The 26014-nt window shown below is 68.1% G+C and carries 29 protein-coding genes; 10 read left to right on the top strand and 19 right to left on the bottom strand.

The window, feature by feature from the left end; all coding sequences use genetic code 11:
- Positions 1–63: 63 nt before the first annotated feature.
- Positions 64–780: a hypothetical protein gene (locus ACQY68_RS05705; RefSeq protein WP_428152086.1), complete on the top strand. Its 717-nt coding sequence runs from the start codon at positions 64–66 to the stop codon at positions 778–780.
- Here ACQY68_RS05705 and flhA read toward each other — a convergent pair.
- The 10 genes from flhA to ACQY68_RS05655 form a co-directional block, all read right to left on the bottom strand.
- Positions 777–2876: a flagellar biosynthesis protein FlhA gene (flhA, locus tag ACQY68_RS05700; RefSeq protein ID WP_428152595.1), complete on the bottom strand. Its 2100-nt coding sequence runs from the start codon at positions 2874–2876 to the stop codon at positions 777–779. The genes ACQY68_RS05705 and flhA overlap by 4 nt on opposite strands.
- A gap of 14 nt (positions 2877–2890) precedes the next feature.
- Complete coding sequence (bla, locus tag ACQY68_RS05695) at positions 2891–3778, bottom strand: class A beta-lactamase (protein ID WP_428152085.1); 888 nt, start codon at positions 3776–3778, stop codon at positions 2891–2893.
- The gene (locus ACQY68_RS05690; RefSeq protein ID WP_428152084.1) at positions 3775–5169 is read right to left on the bottom strand and encodes a sigma-54 interaction domain-containing protein; all 1395 of its coding nucleotides are present in this window, start codon (positions 5167–5169) and stop codon (positions 3775–3777) included. Before ACQY68_RS05690 ends, bla begins: the two co-directional genes overlap by 4 nt.
- A gap of 40 nt (positions 5170–5209) precedes the next feature.
- Positions 5210–5542, bottom strand: coding sequence for a flagellar motor switch protein FliN (fliN, locus tag ACQY68_RS05685; protein ID WP_428152594.1), 333 nt, complete (start codon positions 5540–5542; stop codon positions 5210–5212).
- Positions 5539–6201, bottom strand: a complete 663-nt coding sequence (locus tag ACQY68_RS05680) for a flagellar assembly protein FlbE (RefSeq protein WP_428152083.1) — start codon at positions 6199–6201, stop codon at positions 5539–5541. Before ACQY68_RS05680 ends, fliN begins: the two co-directional genes overlap by 4 nt.
- Position 6202: 1 nt before the next feature.
- Positions 6203–7237 (bottom strand): flagellar motor switch protein FliG, encoded by a 1035-nt coding sequence (gene fliG / locus ACQY68_RS05675; RefSeq protein WP_428152082.1) that lies wholly within the window; start codon positions 7235–7237, stop codon positions 6203–6205.
- Positions 7237–8871, bottom strand: a complete 1635-nt coding sequence (fliF, locus tag ACQY68_RS05670; RefSeq protein WP_428152081.1) for a flagellar basal-body MS-ring/collar protein FliF — start codon at positions 8869–8871, stop codon at positions 7237–7239. Before fliF ends, fliG begins: the two co-directional genes overlap by 1 nt.
- Before the next feature lie 376 nt (positions 8872–9247).
- Complete coding sequence (locus ACQY68_RS05665) at positions 9248–10237, bottom strand: alpha/beta fold hydrolase (RefSeq protein ID WP_428152080.1); 990 nt, start codon at positions 10235–10237, stop codon at positions 9248–9250.
- Complete coding sequence (locus ACQY68_RS05660) at positions 10234–10830, bottom strand: uracil-DNA glycosylase family protein (RefSeq protein ID WP_428152079.1); 597 nt, start codon at positions 10828–10830, stop codon at positions 10234–10236. The genes ACQY68_RS05665 and ACQY68_RS05660 overlap by 4 nt, the downstream gene beginning before the upstream one ends.
- Positions 10814–11134 (bottom strand): DUF3253 domain-containing protein, encoded by a 321-nt coding sequence (locus ACQY68_RS05655; protein ID WP_428152078.1) that lies wholly within the window; start codon positions 11132–11134, stop codon positions 10814–10816. The genes ACQY68_RS05660 and ACQY68_RS05655 overlap by 17 nt, the downstream gene beginning before the upstream one ends.
- A gap of 71 nt (positions 11135–11205) precedes the next feature.
- Between ACQY68_RS05655 and ACQY68_RS05650 the strand changes: the two genes are divergently transcribed.
- Together ACQY68_RS05650 and ACQY68_RS05645 are read left to right on the top strand one after the other, a co-directional pair.
- Positions 11206–11640 (top strand): PaaI family thioesterase, encoded by a 435-nt coding sequence (locus ACQY68_RS05650; RefSeq protein ID WP_428152077.1) that lies wholly within the window; start codon positions 11206–11208, stop codon positions 11638–11640.
- Between the two features lie 104 nt (positions 11641–11744).
- Positions 11745–12755 (top strand): hypothetical protein, encoded by a 1011-nt coding sequence (locus ACQY68_RS05645; RefSeq protein ID WP_428152076.1) that lies wholly within the window; start codon positions 11745–11747, stop codon positions 12753–12755.
- 138 nt (positions 12756–12893) lie between these two features.
- Here ACQY68_RS05645 and ACQY68_RS05640 read toward each other — a convergent pair whose 3' ends face one another.
- Both ACQY68_RS05640 and ACQY68_RS05635 read right to left on the bottom strand, forming a co-directional pair.
- The gene (locus tag ACQY68_RS05640; protein WP_428152075.1) at positions 12894–13514 is read right to left on the bottom strand and encodes a glutathione S-transferase family protein; all 621 of its coding nucleotides are present in this window, start codon (positions 13512–13514) and stop codon (positions 12894–12896) included.
- Positions 13515–13530: 16 nt separating this feature from the next.
- On the bottom strand, positions 13531–14802 hold the full coding sequence (locus ACQY68_RS05635) for a NupC/NupG family nucleoside CNT transporter (protein ID WP_428152074.1): 1272 nt from the start codon (positions 14800–14802) through the stop codon (positions 13531–13533).
- A gap of 134 nt (positions 14803–14936) precedes the next feature.
- Between ACQY68_RS05635 and ACQY68_RS05630 the strand changes: the two genes are divergently transcribed.
- Positions 14937–15839, top strand: a complete 903-nt coding sequence (locus ACQY68_RS05630) for a DUF4349 domain-containing protein (RefSeq protein ID WP_428152073.1) — start codon at positions 14937–14939, stop codon at positions 15837–15839.
- Positions 15840–15842: 3 nt separating this feature from the next.
- On the opposite strand, the gene ACQY68_RS05625 is transcribed toward ACQY68_RS05630, so the two are convergent.
- Positions 15843–16721 carry a branched-chain amino acid aminotransferase gene (locus ACQY68_RS05625; RefSeq protein ID WP_428152072.1) on the bottom strand — a complete coding sequence of 293 codons (879 nt, stop codon included), beginning with the start codon at positions 16719–16721 and terminating at the stop codon, positions 15843–15845.
- Positions 16722–16803: 82 nt separating this feature from the next.
- Between ACQY68_RS05625 and ACQY68_RS05620 the strand changes: the two genes are divergently transcribed.
- The 3 genes from ACQY68_RS05620 (at position 16804) to ACQY68_RS05610 (ending at position 19469) form a co-directional block, all read left to right on the top strand.
- A complete protein-coding gene (locus ACQY68_RS05620; protein WP_428152071.1) occupies positions 16804–17523 on the top strand; it encodes a response regulator in 720 nt (239 codons plus the stop codon).
- Between the two features lies 1 nt (position 17524).
- Complete coding sequence (locus ACQY68_RS05615) at positions 17525–18868, top strand: ATP-binding protein (RefSeq protein WP_428152070.1); 1344 nt, start codon at positions 17525–17527, stop codon at positions 18866–18868.
- Positions 18869–18977: 109 nt separating this feature from the next.
- The gene (locus ACQY68_RS05610) at positions 18978–19469 is read left to right on the top strand and encodes a hypothetical protein (RefSeq protein WP_428152069.1); all 492 of its coding nucleotides are present in this window, start codon (positions 18978–18980) and stop codon (positions 19467–19469) included.
- On the opposite strand, the gene ACQY68_RS05605 is transcribed toward ACQY68_RS05610, so the two are convergent.
- The 3 genes from ACQY68_RS05605 to ACQY68_RS05595 all read right to left on the bottom strand — a co-directional run bounded on the left by ACQY68_RS05605 (position 19446) and on the right by ACQY68_RS05595 (position 21071).
- Entirely contained in the window at positions 19446–20189 is a 744-nt protein-coding gene (locus ACQY68_RS05605) for a pyrroline-5-carboxylate reductase family protein (RefSeq protein WP_428152068.1), read from the bottom strand. The genes ACQY68_RS05610 and ACQY68_RS05605 overlap by 24 nt on opposite strands.
- 8 nt (positions 20190–20197) lie before the next feature.
- A complete protein-coding gene (locus ACQY68_RS05600; protein WP_271083791.1) occupies positions 20198–20701 on the bottom strand; it encodes a YbjN domain-containing protein in 504 nt (167 codons plus the stop codon).
- Positions 20702–20783: 82 nt separating this feature from the next.
- Positions 20784–21071: an accessory factor UbiK family protein gene (locus ACQY68_RS05595; protein ID WP_428152067.1), complete on the bottom strand. Its 288-nt coding sequence runs from the start codon at positions 21069–21071 to the stop codon at positions 20784–20786.
- Positions 21072–21243: 172 nt separating this feature from the next.
- Here ACQY68_RS05595 and lgt point away from each other — a divergent pair, with 172 nt between their 5' ends.
- Genes lgt through pgeF form a run of 3 tightly spaced genes read left to right on the top strand, consistent with a single transcriptional unit; the run spans position 21244 to position 23962 of the window.
- Positions 21244–22119, top strand: coding sequence for a prolipoprotein diacylglyceryl transferase (gene lgt, locus ACQY68_RS05590; RefSeq protein ID WP_428152066.1), 876 nt, complete (start codon positions 21244–21246; stop codon positions 22117–22119).
- Positions 22119–23192 (top strand): class I SAM-dependent methyltransferase, encoded by a 1074-nt coding sequence (locus ACQY68_RS05585; protein ID WP_428152065.1) that lies wholly within the window; start codon positions 22119–22121, stop codon positions 23190–23192. Before lgt ends, ACQY68_RS05585 begins: the two co-directional genes overlap by 1 nt.
- Complete coding sequence (pgeF, locus tag ACQY68_RS05580) at positions 23189–23962, top strand: peptidoglycan editing factor PgeF (RefSeq protein WP_428152064.1); 774 nt, start codon at positions 23189–23191, stop codon at positions 23960–23962. Before ACQY68_RS05585 ends, pgeF begins: the two co-directional genes overlap by 4 nt.
- A gap of 98 nt (positions 23963–24060) precedes the next feature.
- Here pgeF and ACQY68_RS05575 read toward each other — a convergent pair whose 3' ends face one another.
- The 3 genes from ACQY68_RS05575 to ACQY68_RS05565 all read right to left on the bottom strand — a co-directional run bounded on the left by ACQY68_RS05575 (position 24061) and on the right by ACQY68_RS05565 (position 26014).
- Positions 24061–24321, bottom strand: a complete 261-nt coding sequence (locus tag ACQY68_RS05575; RefSeq protein ID WP_428152063.1) for a DUF3297 family protein — start codon at positions 24319–24321, stop codon at positions 24061–24063.
- Positions 24322–24391: 70 nt separating this feature from the next.
- Positions 24392–25330 (bottom strand): MotE family protein, encoded by a 939-nt coding sequence (locus ACQY68_RS05570; protein ID WP_428152062.1) that lies wholly within the window; start codon positions 25328–25330, stop codon positions 24392–24394.
- Between the two features lie 21 nt (positions 25331–25351).
- Entirely contained in the window at positions 25352–26014 is a 663-nt protein-coding gene (locus tag ACQY68_RS05565) for a DUF6468 domain-containing protein (protein WP_428152061.1), read from the bottom strand.

Genomic DNA, 26014 nt, shown 5'->3' with positions numbered 1-26014 from the left:
GCGCAACCTGTGCACGGTCAAAGTGTTCCGTTAACAAGCTGTGCCGTTTCGGGAGTGGACTGAATGTTCTGGTGGTGGTGGATCGCACCGACAGCCGTGGCCATCGTCGGCGCCCTCATTCTGTTCGCCGGACTGGCTTCACTGTTTCGGGGCAAGTTCTTCGGCGGCCTCTTCGGCACTCTGGGCGGAGCGGCTCTCCTCGCTGCCGCCCTGGGCGCCGCCCTGCTGGGCCAGAACGTCCAGACCTATTCTCGCCTGACCTACGAGCGCCCGGTGGCGAGCCTGTCGATCCGTCAACTGGCGCCGCAGTATTTCGAGGTTATCGTGGCTCAACCGGCGCAAGGCGAACTGCCGGCGCGGACGGCCGTCTATCCAATCAACGGCGACGAATGGCGGATGGAGGCCCAGGTCCTGAAGTGGAAGCCCTGGGCCAATGTCGTCGGGCTCGATTCCCAGTACCGGCTGGACCGCCTGTCGGGCCGCTATCAGAACATCGAACAGGAGCGCACGGGCGCCCGCAGCGTTCATGCCCTGTCCGGCGGCGACGTGAAGACGGGTCCGTTGGCCCATGTGCCGTGGAACCTGAGCATCTGGGATGCGGCGCGGCGGTATCGTCGCTACATCGACGCCGTGGATACCCTGTATGGGTCCGCTGCCTACATGCCGATGGCCAACGGCGCGACCTACGAGGTCTGGATCACCCAGTCCGGTCTGATCGCCCGACCCACCAACGAGGCTGCGCGCGCGGCCTCGGCGGGCGGGTTCATCCGGGTGAGCTAGACCGACCCGAGCGTCCGCAGGCGCGCCTTCGGGTGCACTTCGTTCTGGCTCATCACCACCGTCTGGCCGCGGAAGCGTTCGATGATCGAGCGGACGTAGGGGCGGATCTGCGGACCGGTCAGCAGGACGGCGCTCTCGCCCGCCATGGCGGCGCGTTCGAACACGTCGCGGACGGCGCGGATGAAATCCTGAAGCCGCGAGGGCGCCATGGCCAATTGCTTGTCCTCGCCCTGCCCGACGAGAGCCTCGGCGAAGGCGGCCTCCCAGTCGGGCGACAGGGTGATGATCGGAAGCGCACCGTCCTCGGCCTTGTGCTGCCAGCACAGCTGACGGGCCAGACGCGTGCGGACGTGTTCGACCAGGGTGGTGACCGAGGAGGAATGCGGCGCGGCCTCGGCCAGGCCCTCGAGGATGGCGCCGAGATCGCGGATCGAGACCTTCTCGCGCAGCAGGGCCTGAAGCACCCGTTGCAGGGTCGTGACGGTGACGACCGAGGGCACCAGTTCCTCGACCAGCTTCTTCTCCTCGGGGCCGAGCTCCTTCAGCAGCTTCTGCACCTCCGCATAGGTGAGCAGGTCGGCCATGTTCTCCTTAAGGATCTCGGTCAGGTGGGTTGTCAGCACCGTCGACGGGTCGACGATGGTATAGCCCCGGAAGGTGGCTTCCTCACGCAGGCTCTCGTCGATCCAGGTCGCGGGCAGGCCGAAAGCAGGTTCCTTCGTGTGTTCGCCGGGCAGTTCGACCTGACGACCGGCCGGATCCATCGCCATAAGTGAGCCAAGGCGGACCTCGCCGGCGCCGGCCTCCATCTCCTTGATGCGGATCGCATAGCCCTGGGTCGGCAGGCGCATGTTGTCGAGGATGCGCACCGACGGCATGACGAAGCCGAACTCCTGGGCCATGGCGCGGCGCAGGGCGCGGACCTGATCGGTCAGGCGGCGGCCTTCGAGATCGTTGATCAGGGTCAGCAGGGAGTAGCCGAGCTCGATCTTGACCTCGTCGATGGTCAGGGCCGTGCCGATGGGCTCTTCCGCATCGTCCTTGGGCTTGCCCGCGTTGGCGGTCGCGGCGAGTTCCGCCTCGGTCGGCTGGGGCTTCAGCTTCGCGCGTCCGTGATGCCAGGCCATGTAGCCGCAGCCGATGGCCAGGCCGGCGAAGGGCAGGATCGGCATGCCGGGGATCAGGGCCAGCAGGGCGGAGGCGGCGGCGACCATCCCCAGGCTGACCGGATTGGTGGCCAGCTGGGCGACCAGGGCCTTGTCGGCCGAACCCTCGACGCCCGCCTTGGACACCAGGAAGCCGGCGGCGATCGAGATGATGATGGCCGGAACCTGTGTGACCAGACCGTCGCCGATGGTCAGCTGGATGTAGGTATTGGCCGCCTCGCCGATCGGCAGACCGTGCTGGAGCGTGCCGATCAGGATGCCGCCGATGGCGTTAATCGCGACGATGATCAGGCCGGCGACGGCGTCGCCGCGCACGAACTTCGAAGCGCCGTCCATGGCGCCGAAGAAGGTGGATTCCTGCTCCAGTTCCTTGCGCCGCAGCTTGGCCTGGTCCTCGGTAATCAGGCCGCTGGACAGGTCGGCGTCGATGGCCATCTGCTTGCCCGGCATGGAGTCCAGGGTGAAGCGGGCCGAGACCTCGGCGATCCGGGTCGAACCCTTGGTGATGACCACGAAGTTCACCACCAGGATGATGGCGAAGATGATGATGCCGATGATGAAACTGCCACCCATCATCAGCGCCCCGAAGGCGTTGATGACCTGACCGGCCGCGTCGTGGCCTTCGTGGCCGTGGGTCAGAACCAGACGCGTCGAGGCCAGGTTCAGGCCCAGCCGGAACAGGGTCGAGATCAGCAAGACCGTCGGGAAAATGGCGAAGTCCAGCGGGCGCTTCATCATCAGCGCCGTCATCAGGATCAGCACCGACGACACGAGGCTGATGGCCAGCAGCAGGTCCAGAAGGAACTTGGGAACCGGCAGGATCAGCAGCAGGATGACGCCGATCACGCCGACGGCCATCCCCACCTCGCCGCGCATCAGCCAGCCACGGATGTCGCCGCCGGTCGGACGGGCCATGCCGTCCTTCATCATGACAGGCGTGTCGGTCATGCGCGTCCGAGGGCGCTCAGGGCCAGACGGGTCGCCTCGGCGATGACGCCTTCATTTTCGGGCCGGTCGGACGCGGCGTGATAGTAGGCGGCGACGATGACGGGCTCGCCCGAAGGCGGATAAAGGATGCCGATGTCGTTGGTCGGGCCATAGCCGCCCGTGCCGGTCTTGTGCGCCACGCGCCAGCCGGCCGGGACGCCCGCCTTGATGCGGTCGACGCCGGTCGGCGAGGAGAACAGCCAGCCCAGCAGCATCGTCCTCGAAGCCTGCGACAGGGGCGAGCCCGGGTCGATGAACAGGCGGTGGATGTTGGCGGCCGACTGGGCCGGGGTGATCGTGTCCTTGTCGCCGTCGATGCGGTTCATCTCGGGCTCGAAACGGTCAGCCCGCGTCGAGGCGTCGCCGATGCCGCGATAGAAGGCCTGCATCGGCGCGATGCCGCCCAGCGCCTTCAGCAACAGATTGGCGGCGGGGTTGTCCGAGACCTCGACCGTTCCCTTCATCAGCTGTTCGACGGTCAGGCTGGAGCCGAGCGCAGGCTCGGTGACCGGGGCGTGGTCGATCATGTCGGCGCGGGTGATCGGGATGAGGCGATCGAGCCGCTCCTCCCCGGCCTGGACGCGCAGAAAGGTCGCGGCGGCGAGGTACATCTTGAAGGTCGAGCAATAGACGAACCGCTCGTCGCCGCGCGCGGTCAGTCGACGGCCCGAGCCGAGGTCGTGGGCGAAAAGGCCGAAGCGGCCGCCGTTGGCGGTTTCCAGAGCGGACAGGTCGAGGACCTCCGGCGCGGACGAAACGACCGGAGCCGCGGCTTCGCCCTTCGGCGCGCAGCCCAGCAGGCCGAGCGCGCCGAGACCGGTCAGGACCGTCCGACGATCGGTCACGCGGCGTTCGCGCCGTAGGCGGTCGTGGCGATGCCGGTCTGGGGCGCCATGATCTGGGTGCCCTCGTCGGCATACTCGTTGAGCTTGTTGCGCAGGGTCCGGATCGAGATGCCGAGGATGTTGGCCGCATGCGTCCGGTTGCCCAGGCAGTGGCTCAGGGTGTCCAGGATCAGCGTCTTTTCCATCTGGGCGACGGTCTGGCCGACATAGGCGCGGGACACGGCGTCGGCGGTTTGGGCGGCGCGGGCGGCCGGGCCGGCGTCCGAACCGGCGATGACGCCCGTCAGCGGCTGGCCGTCCGGCAGGCGGATGGCCTCGGCGTCGATCTCGGCGCCGACGGCCAGCAGGACCGCGCGGTGCATGGCGTTCTCCAGCTCGCGCACATTACCCGGCCAGCGGTGGGCGGCGAGCGCACGGCGGGCGTCCTGGGACAGCGGCCGGACCGGCACGCCGTTGGCGGCGGCGTATTTCTTGACGAAGTGATCGGCCAGCACCGCCACGTCGCCGGGCCGCTCGCGCAGCGACGGCAGCCGCAGGTTCACGACGTTCAAACGATACAGAAGGTCCTCGCGGAACACGCCCTCGGCCACGGCCTTGGCCAGGTCGCGGTTGGAGGTGGCGATGATGCGGATGTTGACCGGTACGGGCTTGGTGCCGCCCACGCGGTCGATGACCCGTTCCTGGATCGCGCGCAGCAGCTTGGCCTGCAGGCGAGCGTCCATCTCCGAGATTTCGTCCAGCAGCAGGGTGCCGCCGTCGGCCTCCTCGAACTTGCCGATGCGGCGGGCCACGGCGCCGGTGAAGGCGCCCTTCTCGTGCCCGAACAGTTCGGATTCCAGCAGGTTGTCGGGAATGGCGGCGCAGTTGACGCTGATGAACGGCCGCTCGGCGCGCTTGGAGTGCTGGTGCAGATAGCGCGCCATGACCTCCTTGCCGACGCCGCTTTCGCCGGTGATCAGGATGGAGGCTTCCGAGCGGGCGACCTGGTCGGCCAGTTTGATCACCGCCTGCATCGACGGATCGGCCGAGATCAGCGGGCGCTCGTCGTCGGCCACGGCGGCCAGGACGGCGGCGATCAGGTCGGCGTCGGGCGGAAGCGGGATGAACTCCTTGGCCCCGGCGCGGATGGCGGCGGCGGCCTTGTCCGCATCGTTGTCGACGCCGCAGGCCACGACCGGCACGAAGATCCGCTCGGCGTCGTTGGCGGCGATCAGGGCCCCGATGTCGAGGTTGTAGTCCACCATCAGCAGGTCGGCCCCCTGCCCGCGCCGGAGCTGCTCCGTCGCCTGATCCGTGCGCTCGACGTGGCTGACCTTGGCGCCGTGCGCCATGGCCATCTTCACTGCCGCCGCGAGCTGGCCCGAAAGCCGTCCAACCACCAGAAGCCGCATGGGTCTTCTCCTCTAATCTTTACGCAGGAACCGGCGCGCCCTAGGCGGCCGAATCCTCTGTCTTGATGATTTCCGTCATGGTCACGCCCAGGCGATCCTCGACGACGACGACCTCCCCGCGGGCGACCAGACGGTTGTTGACGAAGATGTCGATGGCCTCTCCGACCTTGCGGTCCAGCTCGAGCACGCTCCCGCGATTGAGCTTCAGCAGCTGGGCCACCGTCATGTGGGCCTTGCCCAGGACGGCGGAGATGTTCACCGGCACGTCGAACACGGTGGACAGGTCGGCGGCGGACTTGTCCCCAAGCTCGTCAATCGTGGCGAGAGCGGTGGACTCCGGGAACTCTTCCAGGGCGAGGTCGTCGGCCATCAGAGGTCACTTCCGTTGATGAGGGATTCGGCGTGCCCGGCCTCGGAGGCCAGGGCGGAGGTCAGGGCGGTGGCGATCCGGTCGGCGGCGGCCGCGGGATCGAAGTCGGCGCGACCGTCGGCCCATTCCAGCTGGAAGGCGGCGAGCGGCAGGGACAGGTCCTCGCGGAAAGCCACCACGCCGGTGAAGCCGGCGTCGATGCAGATCGCCTGAATCCTGGCCTGCACCCCGGCTTCCAGACCCGAGGCGCGGATCACCAGCCGGGGGGATCCGTCGATCTCCTGACCGAGGGTCTCCAGCGCCGACTGCAGCGGGCCGGTCGGCAGCCGCTCCAGGGCGGCCGCAGCGATGACGCGGGCGGCGGCGAGGGCGAGGGCCGCCGACTGTTCGCGGTGGGTGTGGGCGACGTGGGTCAGGGCCGGGATGGCCTGGCCCATCGCCTGACCGATGGCGGCGACGCCCATGGCCTCGATGCTGGAAGCCTCGGCCAGAGCCGCCTCGCGCGCCTCGAACCGGGCCTGGGCGACCAGGGCCTCGACCTCGGACGGCATGTAGGCGCGCTTGGTCGGGCGGAACTCGGATGCGCGCACGACCGAGCCCTGACCGTCGAACTCGGTGTCGAAGGCGAAAGGCCGGCTGTTGATGGGAGCGTGATCGGTCATGTCAGTAGATCAGCTCGTCGTCGCCGGAAGCTCCGGCCAGCATGATCTCGCCGCGCGCGGCCAGATCCTTGGCGACCTGGACCATGGCCATCTGGGCGGTATCGACGTCCTTCAAACGGACCGGCCCCATCGACTCCATGTCTTCGCGCATGATCTTGGACGCGCGCTCGGACATGTTGGTGAAGAACATCTCGCGCAGGGTCTCGGACGCGCCCTTGAGAGCCAGCCCGAGAGAGTCCTTTTCGACCGACCGCAGCAGGGTCTGCACCCCGCCGGGGTCCAGCTTGTTCAAGTCCTCGAAGACGAACATCAGGGCGCGGATGCGTTCGGCGCTTTCGCGGTTCCGCTCTTCCAGGGCGCCGATGAAGCGAGCCTCGGTCTGGCGATCGAACGAGTTGAAAATGTCGGCCATCGCCTCGTGGCTGTCGCGCTTCGACGTCCGGGCTAGGTTCGACATAAACTCGACGCGCAGAGTCTGTTCGATCTTGTCCAGGATCTCGCGCTGCACCGGCTCCATGCGCAGCATCCGCTGTACGCATTCCAGGGCGAAGTCCTCGGGCAGGGACGTCAGCACCCGGGCGGCGTGGTCGGGCTTCACCTTGGACAGGATGACGGCGACCGTCTGCGGGTATTCGTTCTTCAGATAGTTGGCGAGAACGGCCTCGTTCACATTGCCGAGCTTGTCCCACATGGTCCGCCCGGCAGGGCCGCGGATTTCCTCCATCAGGCCGTCGACGCGGTCCTGCGGCATGAAGGAGGCCAGCAGGCGCTGGGTCTGGTCGAAACTGCCCATGACCGAGCCTGAGCCGGACATGCCCGAGACGAACTCGACGAGCAGTTCCTCGACCACCGTCGAACTGACGGTGCCCAGACTGGCCATGGCCTGGGAGATTTCCTTGACCTCGTCGTCGTCCAGCCCCTGCCACAGGCGGGTGTGCTCCTCGCCGAGCGACAGCAGGATGACCGCCGCCTTTTCAGGGCCTGACAGCTTCTTGGCGTCGTCGACGGACGCTTTCTTGTTGGCCAGCCGGGCCATCAGCCTTCGTGGACCCAGCTGCGCAGGATCGACGTCGACTCATCCGGATGCTTCTCGACGAAGTCCGCGACCTTCTTGACCGACGACGCTTTCACCTGACCCTCGATACGGGCGATGTCGAGCCGCTGGTCCATGTCGGACGGACCGCTCAACTGACCCGCCGCGCCGCCGACGACGCTGGTTTGCAGCGAGGTGACGCCGATCTGGCCGCCGCCCGCGCCGGCCAGGGCGGGCACGCCGCCGGGGCCGGTCGCCGACTTCAGCAGCGGGCGCAGGACGAAGAAGATCAGCAGCAGGCCGGTGATCAGCAACACCAGCAGTTCGACGCCACGCATGATGTCGTTCTTGGTGAAGTTGAGCAGGGGCGAACCGCCGTCGGTGCCGCCCGCCGAAACCAGGGCGTCGCGGTTGAAGCGGACGTTGGTGACCCGCACCTGGTCGCCGCGCGTCTGGTCGAAGCCCATGGCCGCCTTCACCAGATCCTCGATCTGGGTGATCTCTTCGGGCGTGCGGGCGGTGTAGGTCGGCTCACCCCCGGCTTCAGCGGCCGGCGTCAGCTTGCCGTCCACGGCCACGGCGACCGACAGTTTGCGAACCTCGCCCGGCTCCTTGGTCGTGGTCGTGGTCGTGTTGGAGATTTCGTAGTTGGTGGTCTCGCCGCTGGCGGTCTCGGTCGAGCCGGCCGGGGTGTTCGCCGGAGCCTCGCCGCCCGGAATGTTGTTCGTCGCGGTGGCGCCGCCGTCGGGTGTGCCTTCGGTGTCCCGCGACTCGGTGCCGTTGGTCGAGGTCGAGCGGACGACCTGACCGTCGGGATCGTACTTCTGCTCCTGGGTGGTGGAGCGGCTCATGTCGATGTCGGCGGTGACCGTGACGCGCGCGGCCCCCGGGCCGACGACGCCCTCGACCAGATCCTTCAGCCGGGCCTGAAGCTGGGCCTCGGTATTGGTCTTGGCGGCCTCGGCGGTGGCGGAGGTGAAGCCCTCGTCGTCGTCGCCGGCGGCGAGAGTCTGGTTGGTCTCGTCGACGACGGTGACCTTGCCCGGCTTCAGGTTCGGCACGGACGAGGCGACGACATTGCGGATGGCGCGAACCTGATCGGCGCTGAGGGCGCGACCGCCGAGGCCGACGACGACGGCGGCGGTCGGCTCGGCGGCGTCCTGGGCGAACAGTTCGCGGCGCGGCAGGGCGATCTGGACGCGGGCCGAGGAAATGCCACGCATCGACATGATGGTGCGGGCCAGTTCGCCCTGCAGGGCGCGCTGTTCCGAAATCTGTTGCTGGAACTCGGTCTGGCCCAGCACCGACTGGTTGTCGAACAGCTCGTAACCGACCGAACCGGAGCTCACGAGCCCCTTGCCCGCCAGCATCAGGCGGGCCGTGCCGACGTCGTCGCGGTTGACCATGATGGTCGAGCCGTCGCCGCGGGTGGAGTATTTGATGCCCGCCTGCTCCAGCGAGGCGGTGATCTCGCCGGCTTCGCGCAGGTCGAGGTTGGAATAGAGCAGGGCGTCGGGCGCCTGGCCCACGCGCATCATCACGGCCACGAGGATGGCGGCGACGCCGGCCCCGACGCCGAGGATCATGGCGAGCCGCCCGATCCCGAATCTCTGCAATGCCGCCGTGAAGCCGCCCACGCGTCCCGCCTGATACTGTTGCGGGGTCGTCGACTGCCTCCGCTAGGCAGAAACTGCCGCCTGCGTGGTTAACGGCGGTTTAAGTGTCGGGATGAACGGCGGGATATTCGGGGTTAATCGCCCGATCCTTGCGCCCCTCCAGATGGAAGGGAGACCGAATTCCTGTCGAAGATAAAAATCAATTCGACGCTCCGAAACACGGCCCCGCCTGCCCCAGAGGCCCATTTCACTTCACGAACGCGCCTTGGTTCACGGCGGTCGTATAATGCTCCATACGGTTCGCGGAGAGTGCGGGCAGCGAAACGTTTCGTCCCTTTCGTCACGGTTCGTCCCGTTTGGTCACGTTAAAAGGCGTCATGACGAAACGGACGAAATCCTAACGCAGGGCCTCGACCACCGACCCAGCTCCCGACGGCAGGACCGCATCCGGATTTCGCAGGATCGCCTCGACGTCCCGGAACACGACCTCCGCCTGCCAGTCGCGGTTCAGCAGGTGCCAGCCGTCGGGATACCAAGCAGTGCGCAAGTTGAGCGGGTCGCCGGCGCGGATCAGGGCGTGGCGCATCGGCCCCTTCTCGATGACCTCGTCGTGGGCGCCGTACATCAGAATCGTCGGCACCCTCACCTGCCCCAGTTTGATCGTCGCGCTCTCCATCAGATCGACCAGGCCATAAAGGGCGTCGAACCGGGTCGAGCGGATGAAGCCGGGGTCGGCCCCGTTGGCGACCAGTTCCATCAGATTGTCGGTCGCCTGATGGCCGCGGATGGCCCACTCGGGCGGTTCGATCGAGCGAGACCCCATCAGCCGGGCGGCGGTCCACAGGCTGGCGCGGTTCAGCGGGTCCTGGCTCGACCAGCCCCAGACGGCCGGGGCCAGCAGGATCAACTGGTCGGCGACCGGCAGCCGGTCCGAGGCGAAGGCGGAGATGGCCACGGCGCCGCCCATGCTCTCCCCGGCGACGGCGATGCGGGCGTTCGGATAGCGGGCGCGGACAAGTGCGACGACGGTGCGCAGATCCTCGGCCATCCGCGCCTCCCCGGCCCAGACGCCTCGGCCCAGCGCGTCGCCGAAGCCGCGCTGGTCATAGGCATAGGTGGCGATCCCGTGCTCGGCCCAGTACGGCCCGGCCAACCGGAAGCCGGCGGCGTGATCGTTCATCCCGTGCAGGCCGATGACGATGACTTCAGGCTCGGCAGGCCCCCACCGGAGATAGGGCAATCGGCCGCCGTCATCGACGACGAAGGCGTCGGTCTCGATGCGGGGCCCCGCGAACCCGGCCGGCGGCGTCAGCGGCGGCTGCACATAGGGCGTCGCGCAGGCGGCGAGGCCCAGCAGCATCACGGACAGGATCAGGGCGCGGATCATGACCCCAGAATGCCGCGAACCCTCTGGCGAAGATACGGCACGACCTCCGCCTCGAACCAAGGATTGCGCCGGAGCCATGCTGTGTTCCGCCACGAGGGATGCGGCACGGGCAGGACGGCCGGCGCATACTCCCGCCAGGCCCGGACCGTCTCGGTCATGTTGGATTTGGCCCGGTCACCCAAAGCCCATACCTGCGCATAGCCGCCGACCAGCAGGGTCAGCTCCATCTGCGGCAGAGCCTCCAGCAACCGGGGCCGCCACAGCTCGGCGCACCGACGCGGCGGCGGATAGTCCCCTCCCTTGGGCGCCGTGCCCGGATAGCAGAAGGCCTGGGCCGCCACCCCAAGGCGGTGATCGGCGTAAAAGGTCTCGTAGTCGACGCCCATCCAGTCGCGCAGCCGGTCGCCAGACGGATCGGTGAAGGGCATGCCGCTCTCATGCACCCGCCGCCCTGGCGCCTGGCCGCAGATCAGCAGCCGGGTCTCGGGAAAGACCCGGACCACGGGACGTGGCGTATGCGGCAGTTCGCCGAGACAGGCCCGGCAGGCGCGGATGTCCGAAAGGACGTCTTCGAGGTCAGGCGAAGTCGTCATCGACCTCGGGCTTGGGCGGCAGGGCGGCCAGCGCCGCTGCGGTCTCCGCCTCGGTCGGCAGGCGCAGACGTGTCACGCCGCGGAAGTTGGACGGATCGACGACCTTGCCCTTCTTGGTGATCGTCAGCTTGCCCTGACGCATCAGGCCCAAGGCCGTGGCGCGGACCTTGGGCAGCACGCGCTGCCACTGTTCGGTCTGGATGTGTTTGGCCACGTCCGCCGGTTCGACGGACTTGCCGCCGACGCCCTTGGGATCGGCCTTGGCAAGGGTTTCGAAAATTGCCGCTTCGATTGGATCGCTCATCGGGCCTATATGCTGCACTGCAAGATCAAAAAGAAGGCGGGATCCGCCTCACCGACGCGGGACTAGAGACGATGGTAGCCAAGATCACGGTAGCAGAGGGCGAGTTCGCGGGTTGGCAAACCTACGACCTGCACGGCACCTTCGACCAGACGGTCGGGCCCTTCTATTTCAAGCCGGATCCGGACGGCCAGATGCGCTGCGCCTTCCGCGCAGAACCCAAACACATGAACGCCGGTCATCGGATGCACGGCGGCTGCCTGATGACCTTCGCCGACATCTCCCTGTTCCAGACGGCCTACCAGGAGATGGAGGGCAAGAACGGCGTCACCGTCCAGCTGGACTCGACCTTCATCGACGGCGCCCGGGTGGGCGAGCTGGTCGAATCGACCGGAGAGGTGGTTCGCGCGGGCGGCTCCCTCATCTTCGTGCGCGGCCAGATCACCGCCGGCGACCGGACCCTGATGACCTACTCGGGCATCATCAGAAAGTTCATGCCGAGAGTCTGATCGGAGGCCGATGTGCGCCTGATCGGTCAAAAGCGTCCCAAAAGTGTCCAGTAGCGGACGCTTGAACCCACTGTTAAGTTTGCTCTTCATCGTAGGGGCTTGAAATGATTTCGAAAATCTGGGCCGGCGCCGCTTGCGCCGGCGCGCTTGCGCTTGCCGCACTGGGACTGACTGCACCCGCGGCTTCGGCACAGACGGCGTCGCTCTATTCGTCGGCTGTTTCGCAGCCGACCGACCTGATCGTTCTGAGCGACGGCGGTCCGGCTTACGTCTCCTCGAATACGGGGGTGTACTACCTCCCCACGCCAGGAGGCACTCCGGTCCTGGTCAGTGGGGTCCGTCAGTACCGCGAACTCACGAGGATGGCCGACGGCAGCCTGCTGGCAGCCTCTGCTTCGAACGGCAACATCTACAGGCTGAACGCGGGGTGCACGACCCTGGCCGGATGCGCGGAGACGCTGTTCGCCTCGATCGGCGGCGGCTCGGGAGCCTACGGCGTCGCAGTCGACAACGTGAACTCACACGTCTTCTTCACGGCCTACGACACCGGCACCATCCGTCGGACCGACCTGTCGGGCGCCGGCATGGTCACGTTCGCCTCCGGCCTTGTCGGCCCCGCAGGGCTTGAGATTGGTTCGGATGGATTTCTGTATCTCGGCGACTCCGACAACAAGCGAGTGCTGCGCTACCCCGCGAACTGCACGGCGCCCTGCACGACTGGCACGGTCTTCGTCAGCGGCGGGACGATCACCTCGACGCGAGGCGTATCGCGATCGTCCTCCGGCATCATGTTCATCTCGGACGGCGGAGCCCTGGGCTCGGGCAAGGTGTACACGGTCGGCCCCGCAGGCGGGACGCCGGTTCAGTATTCAGCCCTGGCGGTCAACGGTATCGAGAGCATCTATCTGATCGACGGAACGAACACCCTTTACGTCAGCGGCGGTGTCGGCGGCGGATCGCCCAACACTTACAAGATTTCCGTCGCGGCGGCCGCAGCCGCGCTGGCTACGGCCGTGCCGACCATGACCGAGTGGGCGATGATCCTGTTCGCCATGCTGATGGTCGGCGGCGGGGCGCTGATCGTCTGGCGCCGCCAGGCGTCGCTGACCGCCTGATCACACGGCATAGGCCAGGATCCTGACGGACCGGCCGTGAACACCTTGGGCCGGCCGGACGCGCACCTCGTCCGGCCGGCCTTCCATTTGCGCAGGCTCTGCGGACGCTCGTGATGACACGTCTGAGGCCGGCCGGCCTCAGACGCCGACCTTGGCGGCCGGGCGGGATCGACAGTCTTCAAGCCAGCGGGCCAGATGGACGAGCTCCTCCGGCGGCCGGTATTTGACCATCCGTGCGAAATCGAGACCGACGACCCCGACGATGTCGGCGATGGTGAACCGGTCGAGCGCGATGAACGGGTGGTCGGCCAGATGACGGTCCAGCGTCCGCATGAAGCGCTCGGCCGCCACCCGGTTGTAGTCGGCGACCTGGGGCTGCGGGGCCGACTCCAGCGCCGCCAGCGCCGGATGGGTCAGCCGGACGTTCAGCATGATCGGATTGGCGAGATAGAACTCGCAGCGGCGGGTCCACATCTCCACGATCGCCTGTTCGCGGGCGTCGAGGCCGAACAGGTTCGGCTCGGGATACATCGACTCCAGATAGCGGCCGATGGCGACGGATTCCGAGATGGTCGTGCCGTCGTCGAGTTCCAGCGCCGGGACGTGGGGAACGCCGACCTTCGCCCGATACTCCGGCGTCTTGTGCTCGCCCGACATGATGTCGATGGGAACGATCTCGACGTCCTCGATGCCCTTCTCGGCCATGACCCAGCGGACGCGCCGGGGGTTCGGGGCGCGGTGGCTGTCGTAGAGTTTCATCGAGGCGGTCTCCGGTTCAGCCGAATATAGAGGCCGGCATCGCGCCCACAACCGCCGCCGCCATGCAGGTGGCCAGGAAACCGGCGAACAGCGCCTTCCACACCATGCCCAGCACCTCCTCGCGGCGTTCAGGGATCAGGACCGACAGGCCGGTGACGGTGATTCCGACCGAGCCGATGTTGGCGAAACCGCACAGGGCGTAGGTCAGCAGCATGCGGGTGCGTTCGCTCATCTCGCCGGCAGGAACCTCCCCCAGCCGGATGAAGGCCACGAACTCGGTCAGGGTCAGTTTGACGCCCAGCAGCCAGCCGGCCTTGCCCGCCTCGGCCCAGTCGATGCCGATCAGCCAGGCCAGCGGCATGAAGAGCCAGCCCAGCAGACGCTCGACCGTCACCGGCGCATCGAACAGCCAGAAGCCGCCGACCATGATGTTGACGAGGGCGACAAGAGCCACGAACACGATCAGCACCGCCGAGATGTTCAGCACCACCATCAGACCGTCGGCCGTGCCCTTGACGATGGCGTCAATGGCCGAGTCGTATTTCAGGGCCGATCCATAGTCGGCGACCTGACCGCCTTCGCCCGGTTTCTCGGGGATGATGATGCGGGCCAGCAGCACGCCTGCGGGGGCCGAAACGATGGAGGCGACCAGGACGTGGCCGGCGGCATTGGCCAGGGTGGGAGCAAGGATGGTGGCGTAGGCGACCATGGTCGAACCGGCGACGGTCGCCAGACCCACGACCATCATGAGGAAAATCTCGGACCGGGTCAGCTTGTCCAGATAGGCGCGGATGACGATCGGGCTCTCGATCATGCCGAGGAAGATGTTGGCGGCGACCGCCAGGGCCGAGGCCCCGCCCAGACCCATGGTCTTCTGGAAGAGGATGCCGAAGCCATGCGTCAGCCACTTCAGGATCTTCCAGTGCCACAGCAGCGCCGACAGGGCCGAGATCACCAGGATCATAGGCAGGACGTTGAAAGCGAAGGTGAACAGGCCGCCGGGGTTGGTCACGGAATACGGCTGATCCCCGCCCGCCAGGTAGCCGAACACGAACTTGGCCCCCTCCGTCGTCGCGAGCGAGAGGCCATCCACGGCGCCCGTAATGCCGGCGAGCACCATCTGCGAGCCCGGGATGGCGAACAGGGCCAGCACCAGCGCCGCCTGAACGCCGATGGCGCCCAGCGTCAGCTTCCACGGGAAGGCGCGCTTGTTTTCCGACAGCCCCCAGGAGGCACCGACGATGACGACGAGCCCGAGCAGGCTCTGAAGGTTCAGCAGGCTGAACATGGTGATGAAATCTCCCCGACCGCCTTTCCTGCACGGGGGTAAGAGTCCACGCAAGCGGCAGGGTTCGCCATGACTTGGCCTTGATGGGCGCGCGTCATCACGGAACCGTGATCAGAGCCTTGAGGGAGACGACGATGCGCAGGATCGGACTGGCAGCCATTGCAGCGAGCCTTGCTGTGGTCGGGTGTGGACAGGCGGGCCAAGACGGCGGCGCCGAGTACAGCGACGGCGCGGTGGCGGTGGAGATGATCGCCCCGGCCAGATCGGCGGAAGCGCCGACCGCGCCGGCGCCGGCCGAACCGGGCGCATCAGCTCAGACGCCTGTCGCCGTGAACGCCCCGCGGATCGCCTACGTCTATCACTACGGCCTGGAGGTTCCGGTCGATCGGGCGCCGGGCCTGATGGCGCGGCACGAGCAGGCCTGCGCCTCGGCCGGAGCGGCGGTGTGTCAGGTCATCGGTTCGGACACCACGCGGATCGGCCAGGACGACCTGACGGCCCGCCTTGAGATTCGGGCCACGCCGGCCTTCATCACCCGATTCCGGAATGGGCTTGCGAACGATGCCCGCGAGGCCGGCGGTCGGGTGGCGCAGACCTCTACCGAGAGCGAGGACCTGACCCGCTCACTGGTCGACACCGAAGCAAGGTTGAGAGCGCAAACGACGCTGCGCGACCGGCTGCAGGGCCTGCTGGCGACGCGCAGCGGGTCGCTGGAGGATCTGCTGAAGGTCGAGACCGAACTGGCGCGGGTGCAGGGCGAAATCGACGCCCAACAGTCGATGCTGGTTGAGATGCGGACGCGGGTGGCGACGTCGCGTCTGTCGATCGAATACCGCTCGGCGGGTCAGCTGGCGCCGGACAGCGCATTCCGGCCGGTCGTCCAGGCGGTACAGGGCGCGTTCGCCGCCATGATGGCGACGGTCGGCGTGCTGATCACCATCCTCGCCATCCTCATCCCGATCGGCCTGATCGCGACGCCGATCGTCTGGTTCATTCTGAGGCGACGTCGGGCGGCGAAGTCCACGCCGCCCGCGTAGTCGTCAGGTGATGCGGCGAACCAGCTTGCCGTAGTCGTCCATCAGCGTCAGCGACAGGTCGCCCGGCGTGAACGCATACTCGCCGATGGATTGAACCGGGGTCACCTCGGCGGCCGAACCGGTCAGGAAGCACTCCGAGAAGGTCGACAGTTCTTCCGGGCGGATGTGGCGAACCACGACCTCGATACCCTTGGCCCTGGCGATGTCGATGACCGTCTGGCGGGTGATGCCGTTCAGGATGTGGGTCACGTCAGGCGTGTGGATCACGCCGTCCTGAACGAAGAAGACGTTGGCGCCGGTCGCCTCGGCGACATAGCCGCGCCAGTCCAGCATCATGGCGTCGGCGAAGCCGCGCTTCTCGGCCGCGTTCTTCGACATGGTGCAGATCATGTAGAGGCCGGCGGCCTTGGCCGTCGTCGGAGCCGTCAGCGGATCGGGGCGACGCCATTTGGCCCACTCCAGCTTGATGCCCTTCTTCTTGACCTCGGGGTCGAAATAGCTGGGCCAGTCCCACACGGCGATGGCGACGTGGGCCTTGTTGTTCAGGGCCGAGACGCTGACCTGTTCCGGTCCGAGGTAGGCGACGGGACGAACGTAGGCGTCCTCCATCCCCATCTTCGCGCAGGTCTCCTTGCAGGCCTGATCGATTTCCGCGACTGAGTAGGGCAGTTCGAAATCCAGCAGGTTCGCAGACCGGGCCAGGCGCTCGGAATGCTCTGTCAGCTTGAAGATTTCGCCGCCATACATACGCTCACCCTCGAATACCGACGAGCCGTAGTGAAGGGCATGGGTCAAAACGTGCGTTTTCGCTTCCCGCCAAGGAATGAATTCGCCATTCATCCAGATCCAGCCGTCACGATCGTCGAAAGGAATGAAGGCCATTGAACAACGTCTCCTGCGCAGATTTGCCGGTTAGAACGCCCGAAGCGCTCAAGGTCAACGCCATGCGCGCGGGAATGTTCGCATGAGCGCGAGCCGTTCAGGGCCTGTGGCGGGCGCCGGGGTTGGTCGCCACCTGCTGATCGTCGACGACGACGACCGGATTCGCGAGCTTCTGAAGGAGTATCTGGCGCGCGAGGGCTATCGCGTGACCGGCGCCGCGCACGCGGCTGCCGCCCGCCGCCTGATGGAGTTGATCGAGTTCGATCTGGTCGTGCTGGACGTCATGATGCCGGGCGAGAGCGGGCTGGAGCTGACGACCTGGGTGCGGTCCAAGGCGCAGTTGTCGAAGACGCCGGTCCTGCTGCTGACGGCCCGGGGCGAGGCCTCGGACCGGATCGACGGCCTGTCGCGCGGGGCCGACGACTATATGTCCAAGCCCTTCGATCCGAGGGAGCTGGCGCTGAGGATCGATGCGATCCTGAGACGGACGGGCGTCAAGCCGATCATGCCGCGCGAAATCAAGCTGGGCACGGCGACGTTCGATCTGGAACGGCTGGAACTGACGCGCGACGGCGCGCCCATGCGACTGACCGAGGCGGAGGCGCAACTTTTGAAGACGCTGGCGCTTCACGCCCACGCGCCGGTCGAGCGGATGGACCTGTCGCCGGACACAGCAGACATCACCGGTCGCGCGGTCGACGTGCAGGTGACGCGTCTACGTCGCAAGCTGGAGGCCGACCCGAAGAACCCGCGTTACCTCCAGACCGTGCGGGGCGTCGGATACATGCTGGCGCCCGACTGACATGAGGCTGCTGCCCTTCCCCGTGCTGGCGCGGTTTCTGAAGCGGCAGTTGCCGACGTCGTTGTGGGGGCGATCGCTGCTGATCATCGTCCTGCCGATCCTGATCATGCAGGGGGCGGTGACCTGGGCCTTCTTCGACATGCACTGGCAGACGGTGACGGCGCGCCTTTCCGAGGGGTTGGCCGGCGACGTGGCCTGGGCGGCGGAGAGCTACCGCGACGAGCCGACCGAGGCGAACCTGGCCGTCATCGCCGACCGGGGCGAGCGATCGATGCAGCTGTCGATCGCCTTGCGACCGGGCGCCACCCTGCCCGAGGAGCAACGTCGGGGGCCGATCGGGGTCATCGACCGGACGCTGGAGGCGGCGCTGGCGGCGCGGCTGGACCAGCCCTTCTGGTTCGATACGACCCGTTACCCGGCCTATGTCGACATTCAGGTGCAGCAGCGCGACGGCGTGCTGCGGATCATCGCGCCGCGCGAACGGGCCGTGGCGACCCAGGCGCACATCTTCGTCCTGTGGCTGATGCTGGCGACGGTGCTGCTGATGAGCGTCGCCATCCTGTTCATCCGCAATCAGGTTCGCGCCATCGAACGACTGGCCGAGGCGGCGGAGGCCTTCGGTCGCGGCGAGACCTCGCAGGCGTTCAAACCGCATGGGGCGCGGGAAGTGCGTCAGGCGGCCGTGGCCTTCCTCGCCATGCGCGACCGGATCCAGCGGCATATCGAACAGCGGACCGCGCTGCTGGCCTCGGTCAGCCACGACCTGCGCACGCCCCTGACCCGTCTGCGTCTGGAGCTGGCCCTGGCTCCGCAGTTCAAGCGTCAGAGCGCCATGAAGGGCGATCTCGACGAGATGGAGCATATGATCGACGAGTATCTGGCCTTCGCGAAGGGCGAGGCCGGCGAGGCGCCGCAACCCGTCGATGTCTCGGCCCTGCTCAAGGCGGCGGGCGAGGACGTCAAACGGGCGGGCGCCGAGGTCGAGATCACTGCGCCCGCCGATCTGACGGCATCGCTGCGTCCATTGGCCTTCAAGCGAGCCCTGACCAATCTGGCGGGCAATGCGGCGTCGCACGGCGAGCATGTGCGTCTGTCGGCGCGCGCGCTACCCTCGGGTGGACTGGAGATTTCCGTCGAGGACGACGGCCCCGGCATTCCCGACGAGATGCACGAAGAGGCCTTCCGCCCGTTCAGCCGACTGGACGAGAGCCGTAACCAGAACCGCAAGGGCGTGGGGCTGGGCCTGGCCATCGCGCGGGACGTCGCGCGCGGGCATGGCGGAGACATCACCCTGGCGCGCAGCGATCTCGGGGGCCTGAGAGCGTTGATCCGCCTGCCCGGGTAAGGCGAAAGCGGACGGGCGGCGTCATCCTTGCGTGGGCGTTCCTGCGAGGATTGCGGAGACGGCCCACGCGGCCCATCTTCCCTGTGACAGGGATTTCCCGGAGATCGTCATGCGCAACTTCGCCTTTCTCGCCCCCCTCGCCCTCGTCGCGGCCCTCGCGGCGCCCGCCTTCGCCCAGACGCCGCAGGTCACCGTCACCGTCGGTGGCGACCTGACGGAAGACGTCCAGGATCTCGGCCAGCGCGATGTGGACCGCCAGCTGGAGCGGCTGCAGACGGTCGTCGAACGCCGCCTCGCCCGCGACGGTGCGCTGGAAGGCGCGACGATCAACCTCGTCGTGACCGACCTGAAGCCGAACCGCCCGACATGGCAGCAGGCCGCCGACAAGCCCGGCCTGTCGATCATGGAAAGCATCTCTATCGGCGGCGCGACCGTGGAAGGCGAAGTCATCACGGCCGACGGTCAGCGCCTGCCGGTCCGGTACTCCAACTACTCCACGTCGATCGCCGAGGTGCACGGCTACACGACCTGGCAGGATGCCGAGCATACCTATGCCCGGCTGGCCAACAACCTCGCTTTAGGCCGGCTGGTCTCCCGCTAGGGCCTTCGCGCGGGCGACGGCGGCCTGAACCGCCGCTCTACCCGCAGCCCCGAGATCGGCGTCCCTGAGCGCATCCAGCCCGGCGCGCGTCGTGCCGCCGGGTGAGGCGATGCGCGCGATCAGATCATCGAGGGTCGCCTCCGTACCCGCGCCCGAGCCGGCCGACCGCAGGGCTCCTCGTGTCAGCCGATGGGCTGCGTCGGGCGTGAGACCCGCCTCGACGCCTGCCGCGGCCAGCGCCTGGGCCAGGGCGTAGAAGAACGCCGGGGCCGATCCGGCCACGGCCGTGGCGGCGTCGATCAAGGACTCGTCGTCGAGATCGACCGTGTCGGCGACGGCGTCGAACAGCGCGTGGGCCAGAGTTCGCGCGGACACGTCATCCGACCAGATGGCCGCCACGCCCTCGGCCTGGGCTACGGCGGTCGTGGGCATGACGCGGGCGACAGCCCGGCGGGGTAACGCGGCGGACAGGTCGGCGGCGCGGACCCCGGCCATGACGGACAGGACAACGGCATCCGTAGGCAGGCTGGCCAGCAGCGGCGCCACGGCCTCGCGCCAGGCCGCAGGCTTCACGGCGATCACCAAGGCCGCAGTGTCCACCGGGCAGACCGGCGGAACGGCGCGGGTCAGGATGGTCGGGTCGGAGACTGCGCCCGTCAGCCGCCAGCCTTCGGCGATGGCGGAGCCGAGGCGGCCGTGGCCGAGGAGGACGACCGTCATCGCGAGGCCTAGGCCGTGCCGACGGTCTCGAACAGGCAGCTGTCGATCGCGTCCTGGGGCTTCTTGTTGCCGCGGATCATGAAGTCGAAGGCCGGATAGTAGCGGTCGGCGGCCTCGACGGCGGCGTCGATCATCGAGGCGGCCTGGGCCAGGGTCGGCCGCTCGCCGTGCGGAAGGGCCAGGGAGTGGCGGAAGACGATCTCGCCGTCCTCGGACCAGACCTCGAAATGGCCCATCCAGGTGCGCTGGTTGACCATGGAGACCAGCTCGTAGGCGGCGTTACGGCGGCTCTTGGTGGCCCGCAGGTCAAGGGCGCAGCACAGCTGCAGGCAGTCGCCCTCCGGACGCCAGGCGAACCAGAGTTCGTAGTCCTTCCAGTCGCCGGCGAGGGCGAAGGCCAGATCGCCGTCGTCCGTCCGGTCGAACGGAAGGTTCTCGGCATTCAGCACATGCTCGACCACGTCCAGCGGATCGTAGGGGACGTCGACCTCTTGGGGTCCGGCAGCATCCATCAGGTGAACTCGATCTCGCGGGGGGTGAACGGCGACTCAGGGCCGTCCTTGAAAAGACGGTAGGCGTGTTCGGGGATTCGTCTCAACCGGCTGCGTCCGGGAGACGAGTTCCGTCTGTGGACGTTCCCTTTTGAGGCTTGTTCGCCTTCGCAGGGGTCGCTTTCAGCGTCGCCAGTTCGGCGCGGAGAGCTGCGACCTCGGCCTTCAGGGCGTCGAACTCGTCGCGGCGGACCAGATCCATCTCGGCGGCGATGCGGTCGGTCTGGGCGCGGAAGGCGGTCTTCGCTTCCTCGCCGGCGGCTTGGGCCAGGCCCATGGCGCTGGTCGACATCTTTGCGAGTTCGTCGAGAATCGGATTGCGCGTCTGCATGGAAGGCTCCAGCCCGGCGTCGGGCGTCGTTAAGGGAGGGTTGCCTGATATGGTGAACGAAACCTTTCCAGACACCCCTGATTGAGGTCAATCGGGGCTGAAACGTGTCATGCTCGCGCGAGGCAACGACGCTTGCTAAGGGCTTCTGCAAACATCCGCAGGAGCGACTGGCTTGCCCTTTCCCGAGTTTGACCCGGTCCTGATCCATCTGGGTCCCTTGCCGATCCGCTGGTACGCCCTCGCCTATGTCGCCGGCATCGTGCTGGGCTGGATCTATGCGGCGCGGATCGTGAAGACCGAGCGGCTGTGGACGCCGGGCAAGCCGCCGATCACCGGACCGCAACTGGACGATCTGGTCTTGTGGGTCACGCTCGGCATCATCCTGGGCGGCCGCTTCGGATACGCCCTCTTCTACAAGCCGGAGATGTTCGGCCAGCTGTTCACGGGCCCGTCCTGGGGCGAAAGGCTGGAGCTGTTCCAGCTGTGGACCGGCGGGATGTCGTTCCACGGGGGTCTGCTGGGCTGCACCCTGGCGGTCGTGCTGTTCTCGCGGCGGCTGAAGGTCAGCATCCTCAGCGTTGGCGACGTGGCGCTCGCGGCGGCGCCGATCGGCCTGTGTTTCGGGCGGCTGGCGAACTTCGTGAATGGCGAACTGTGGGGCCGGACGACCGACGTGCCGTGGGCGATCCGGTTCTGCAACGCCCGGATCGAACAGGTCTACGGCTTCTGCCCGGCCGGAAACGAACCGCGGCACCCGAGCCAGCTGTATGAGGCGGGGCTGGAGGGGATCCTGCTGTTCATCGTCCTGGCCCTGGCGGTCTGGAAGTGGAAGCTGCTGAGGAAGCCCGGCTATGTCACCGGCCTGTTCCTGGTCGGCTACGGCCTGTCGCGAGCGCTGCTCGAGAACGTGCGCCAGCCTGACGTGGGACTGGATCACCTGCCCTTCGGCCTGACCATGGGGATGATGCTGTCGACGCCGATGATCCTGATCGGCGCCTGGCTGATCCACCGGGCGTGGAAGCGGCCGCCGGTCGCCGCCGCAGACTGATGTCCCTCAAGGATCGACTGGCGCGGGAGATCGCCCTGACCGGGCCGATGACGGTGGCCGACTACGTCACCCGCTGCCTGCACGATCCGAAGGACGGGTACTACGCCACGCGGCCCGCGCTGGGCGAAGGTGGGGACTTCATCACCGCGCCTCTCGTCAGCCAGATGTTCGGGGAGCTGATCGGCCTGTGGGCGGTCGAGACCTGGCATCGGCTGGGCGCGCCGGAGCGGTTCAGGCTGGTCGAGGTCGGGCCCGGCGACGGGACCCTGATGGACGACGCCCTGAGGGCCGCGCGGGTTGCGCCGGGGTTCCTGGAGGCCTGCGACCTGATGTTGATCGAGCCGTCGGGACCGCTGCGGGAGGCGCAGGCGCGTCGGCTGGCGCAGGCCGACGTGTCACCGCGCTGGGTCCGGTCGCTGAACCAGATCGATGTCGATGCGCCCGTGATCCTGATCGCCAACGAGGTGCTGGACTGTCTGCCCGCGAGGCAGTTCGTCCGAACCGACGGCGGCTGGGCCGAACGGCGGATCGGGGTCACCGACGACGGCGGGCTGACCTTCGGGCTGGTAGGGATCACCGGCGGGTTCGAACGGCCTCCGTTCGAGGTCGAGCCGGGTCAGGTCATCGAGGTGTCTGACCAGCAGGCGGCGTTCGGGCGTGATCTGGGGGTCCTGCTGAACGAGACGTCCGGGGCGGCGCTGCTGATCGACTACGGACGGGATCGGCCGGGCGTGGGCGATACGCTGCAGGGCTTGCGGCGGCACGCCAGGGTCGATGTGCTGGCGACGCCCGGCGAGGCGGATCTGACCCAGTGGGCGGACTTCCCGGCGGTGCAGGAGGCGGCGATCCGGACCGGGGCCGACGTGACCGGCTGCGTAGGACAGGGCGAGCTCCTGAGGCGGCTGGGGATCGAGGCGCGGGCCGAGCGGTTATCCTCGGGAAGACCCGAGGCCGGGCCGGTCATCGCCCGCCAGCTGGCGCGCCTGACCGCACCGGACCAGATGGGCGACCTGTTCAAGGCGGCGGCGATCTTCTCGCCCCGAAGCCTGGCCGTTCCGGGGTTCGAACAATGACCGATCTCACGCCGATCACCCATCCGCTGCTGGAGCGCGAGGGCATTCGCCACGGCTTCTTCACGCGCCTCGGCGGGGTCTCGACCGGTCTCTACGAGGGGCTAAACACGGGCTTGGGGTCGGGGGACGACCCGGAGGCGGTGGCCGAAAACAGGCGGCGGGTCGCCGCGCATCTGGGTGGCGGGTCCGACGATCTGGCGGCCTGCTACCAGATCCATTCGGCGATCACGCGGGTAGCGGACGCGCCTTGGGCCGGGGATCGGCCGGAGGGCGACGCGGTAGTCACCGCGACCATGGGAGTCATCCCCGGCGTGCTGACGGCGGACTGCGCGCCCGTGCTGCTGGCCGATCCGGAGGCCCGGGTCGTGGCCGCGGTCCATGCCGGCTGGAAGGGGGCTCTCGGGGGCGTCGTCCACTCGGCGGTGACGGCGATGGAGTCGCTGGGCGCCCGGTCGGAGCGGGTCGTCGCCGTGGTCGGGCCCTGTATTGCCCAGGCCAGCTATGAGGTCGGGACCGACTTCATGGAGCGGTTCGAGCACCACGATCCGGGCGCCGGCCGCTTCTTCGCAGCGGGCGGCGCGGCGGACAAGCGGATGTTCGACCTGCCCGGCTTCGTGCTGTGGCGGCTGGAACAAGCGGGGGTCGGCGAGGCGGCGTGGACCGGGCACGACACCTGCGTCGGCGAGGCCGCCTTCTATTCGAACCGTCGCGCCTTCCAGCGCGGAGAGCCGGACTTCGGCCGCCTGATGTCGGCGATCACCCTGGTCTGAAGATTGGACTCGGAGAAACCGAGTCCAGCGAGTCCAACCGAGAGAAAGCCGGGGCTTGTCGGCGACTCTTCATTGGACTCCGCAACAGAAGGCGGGTCCTAGCCTTCCGCCTCGTCCTCGACGGCGCTCTGGAAGTAGGGCTCGACCGTGCCTTGCAGCTTGACGGTCAGGGCGTTGCCCTTGCGGTCGACGGCCTTGCCGACGGCGAGGCGGACCCAGCCTTCGGACACGCAGTATTCATCGACGTTGGTCTTTTCCTCGCCCTTGAACCGGATGCCCACGCCGCGCTGAAGCACGTCGGCGTCGTAGTATTTGTTGTTCGGGTTGACCGAGAGACGGTCGGGGGGCGTGTCGGACATGGCGGGGCCTTCGGAAGTGACAGGCGCGGTGCATAGCCGCCCCTGTCCCCGGCGCCAACCGGAACGGTGACTACTGGACCGACTGGCGCGGCGCGGCCGGGTTGGCGGCGGCGCCAGACACGCCCGCAGCCGGTGCATACGGCTGGGGTCCGGCGGGCGCGGGGGGTGTGGCGGCCGGGGTCGTCGCGCGCGGGGTCTGACGCGCCGGCGTGCGGGCGGGCGTGCGGGCCGGCGCGCGATTGACCGCGGGCTGGGCGGCCGGAGGCGTCGTGGCGACGGGCGCGGCCGTCTGGGTCGGAGCCGGAGCGGCCGTGGTCGGCGTCGTCGCAGCGGTCTGGGTCGGCGCGACCGGGGCCGAGGCGGCGGCGGCGCGGGCGGCGAGTTGCTGCGCCTGGAAGCGTCGGGCCAGTTTCTCGGTCAGTTCACGGGCGGCAGGGGCGGGCATCTGGGCCATGATGGCCGACAGGCCGCGCGGACGCATGGCGGCGGCGATGGGCAGGCGGACGCTGTCGTCCAGCGTCGTGAAGACGGCGGCGGCCTCGCGCGGGCGCATGGCGGAATAGACGGCGACCAGACGGGCGGTCTCGGCGGCCTCGCGCTCGTCCACCTGACCCAGCAGGGCCTGGACCTCGGCCTTGATGGCGTTGAGGGCCTGGACCTTGGCGTCCAGCTTCTGTTCGGCGGCGACCATCAGCGGCAGGGTCGTGGCGAAGTCGGCGTCGCGGGCGTCCAGCTCGGTGCGGCGGGCGCTCAGCGACTGGATGATGCGCAACTCGGCCGGAGAAATGCCCGCCTGCTGGGCCAGTTGTTCGGGCGTCAGGGCGCAGACGGCCGGAGCCGGGCGCGTGGCGGCCGGGGTCGCGACGGTTTCGGAGACGGCGGCGGTGGCTTCCTCGGCCCAGGCGCGCGCGCCCTGGAACAGGTCCGGCCCGGCGCCGACGGCGCGCACGGCCACGACCCCGCCGATGGCGACGGCGATCAGGGGCAGGAGGCGGGGCAGCTTGGCCATTGGTTCAGAAAATCCGGGAGATTAGGCGGCGAACAGGTCGTCGTCGGGGGCGAGATTTACGCGCGCACGGTTGAGGGTTTGCTTCGCGGCTTGGTTAGCGGTCAGGGCATGCAGGATGGCCTGGACGTTGCCGGCGCCGGCCGCGGCAGGCGCCGGAGTGGCCATGCCGTGGATGCGCTCGGCGAGGGCGGCCATGCGGAAGGCGCGGTCGTCGGGGTCGGGGGTGGCAGGGGTTGCAGGAGCGGCGCTGAGATTCTCCCTCCCCCCGCGGGGGAGGGTGGTCGCGGAGCGACCGGGTGGGGGCGGCGCCGCGACGCGGGCACGATCGGAGTCTGGCTCGCCCTGCCGCCCCCACCCGGTCTCCGCTTCGCTTCGACCACCCTCCCCCATGGGGAAGGGAGAAGTCGTGCGGCCGCTGCGGGCCATGAGTTGTTCCAGATCCGTCTTCAACGCCCGCGCCTTGATGATGCGGTCGTGAAGCAGGTCGGCTTCCTCGCCCGAGGCGCGGAGCGAGCCCAGGGCGTTCTCGGCGCGGGTGCAGGCGGCGTTCAGCTCGGTCACGGCGCCGGCGAAGGCCAGCTGGCCCGCGCGGAGCTGCGTCAACTTCTTCTCGAGCCGGACGCCGTAGCCGAGGGCGGCCACCAGCAGCAGCATCAGGATGGCATCCAGGATCATGCCGGTCAT

Origin of the sequence: Brevundimonas sp. (assembly GCF_965278935.1) — a bacterium.
Lineage (GTDB): Bacteria > Pseudomonadota > Alphaproteobacteria > Caulobacterales > Caulobacteraceae > Brevundimonas.
The sequence above is the reverse complement of the archived record's forward strand: the minus strand, read 5'-3'. Positions and strand labels throughout refer to the sequence as shown.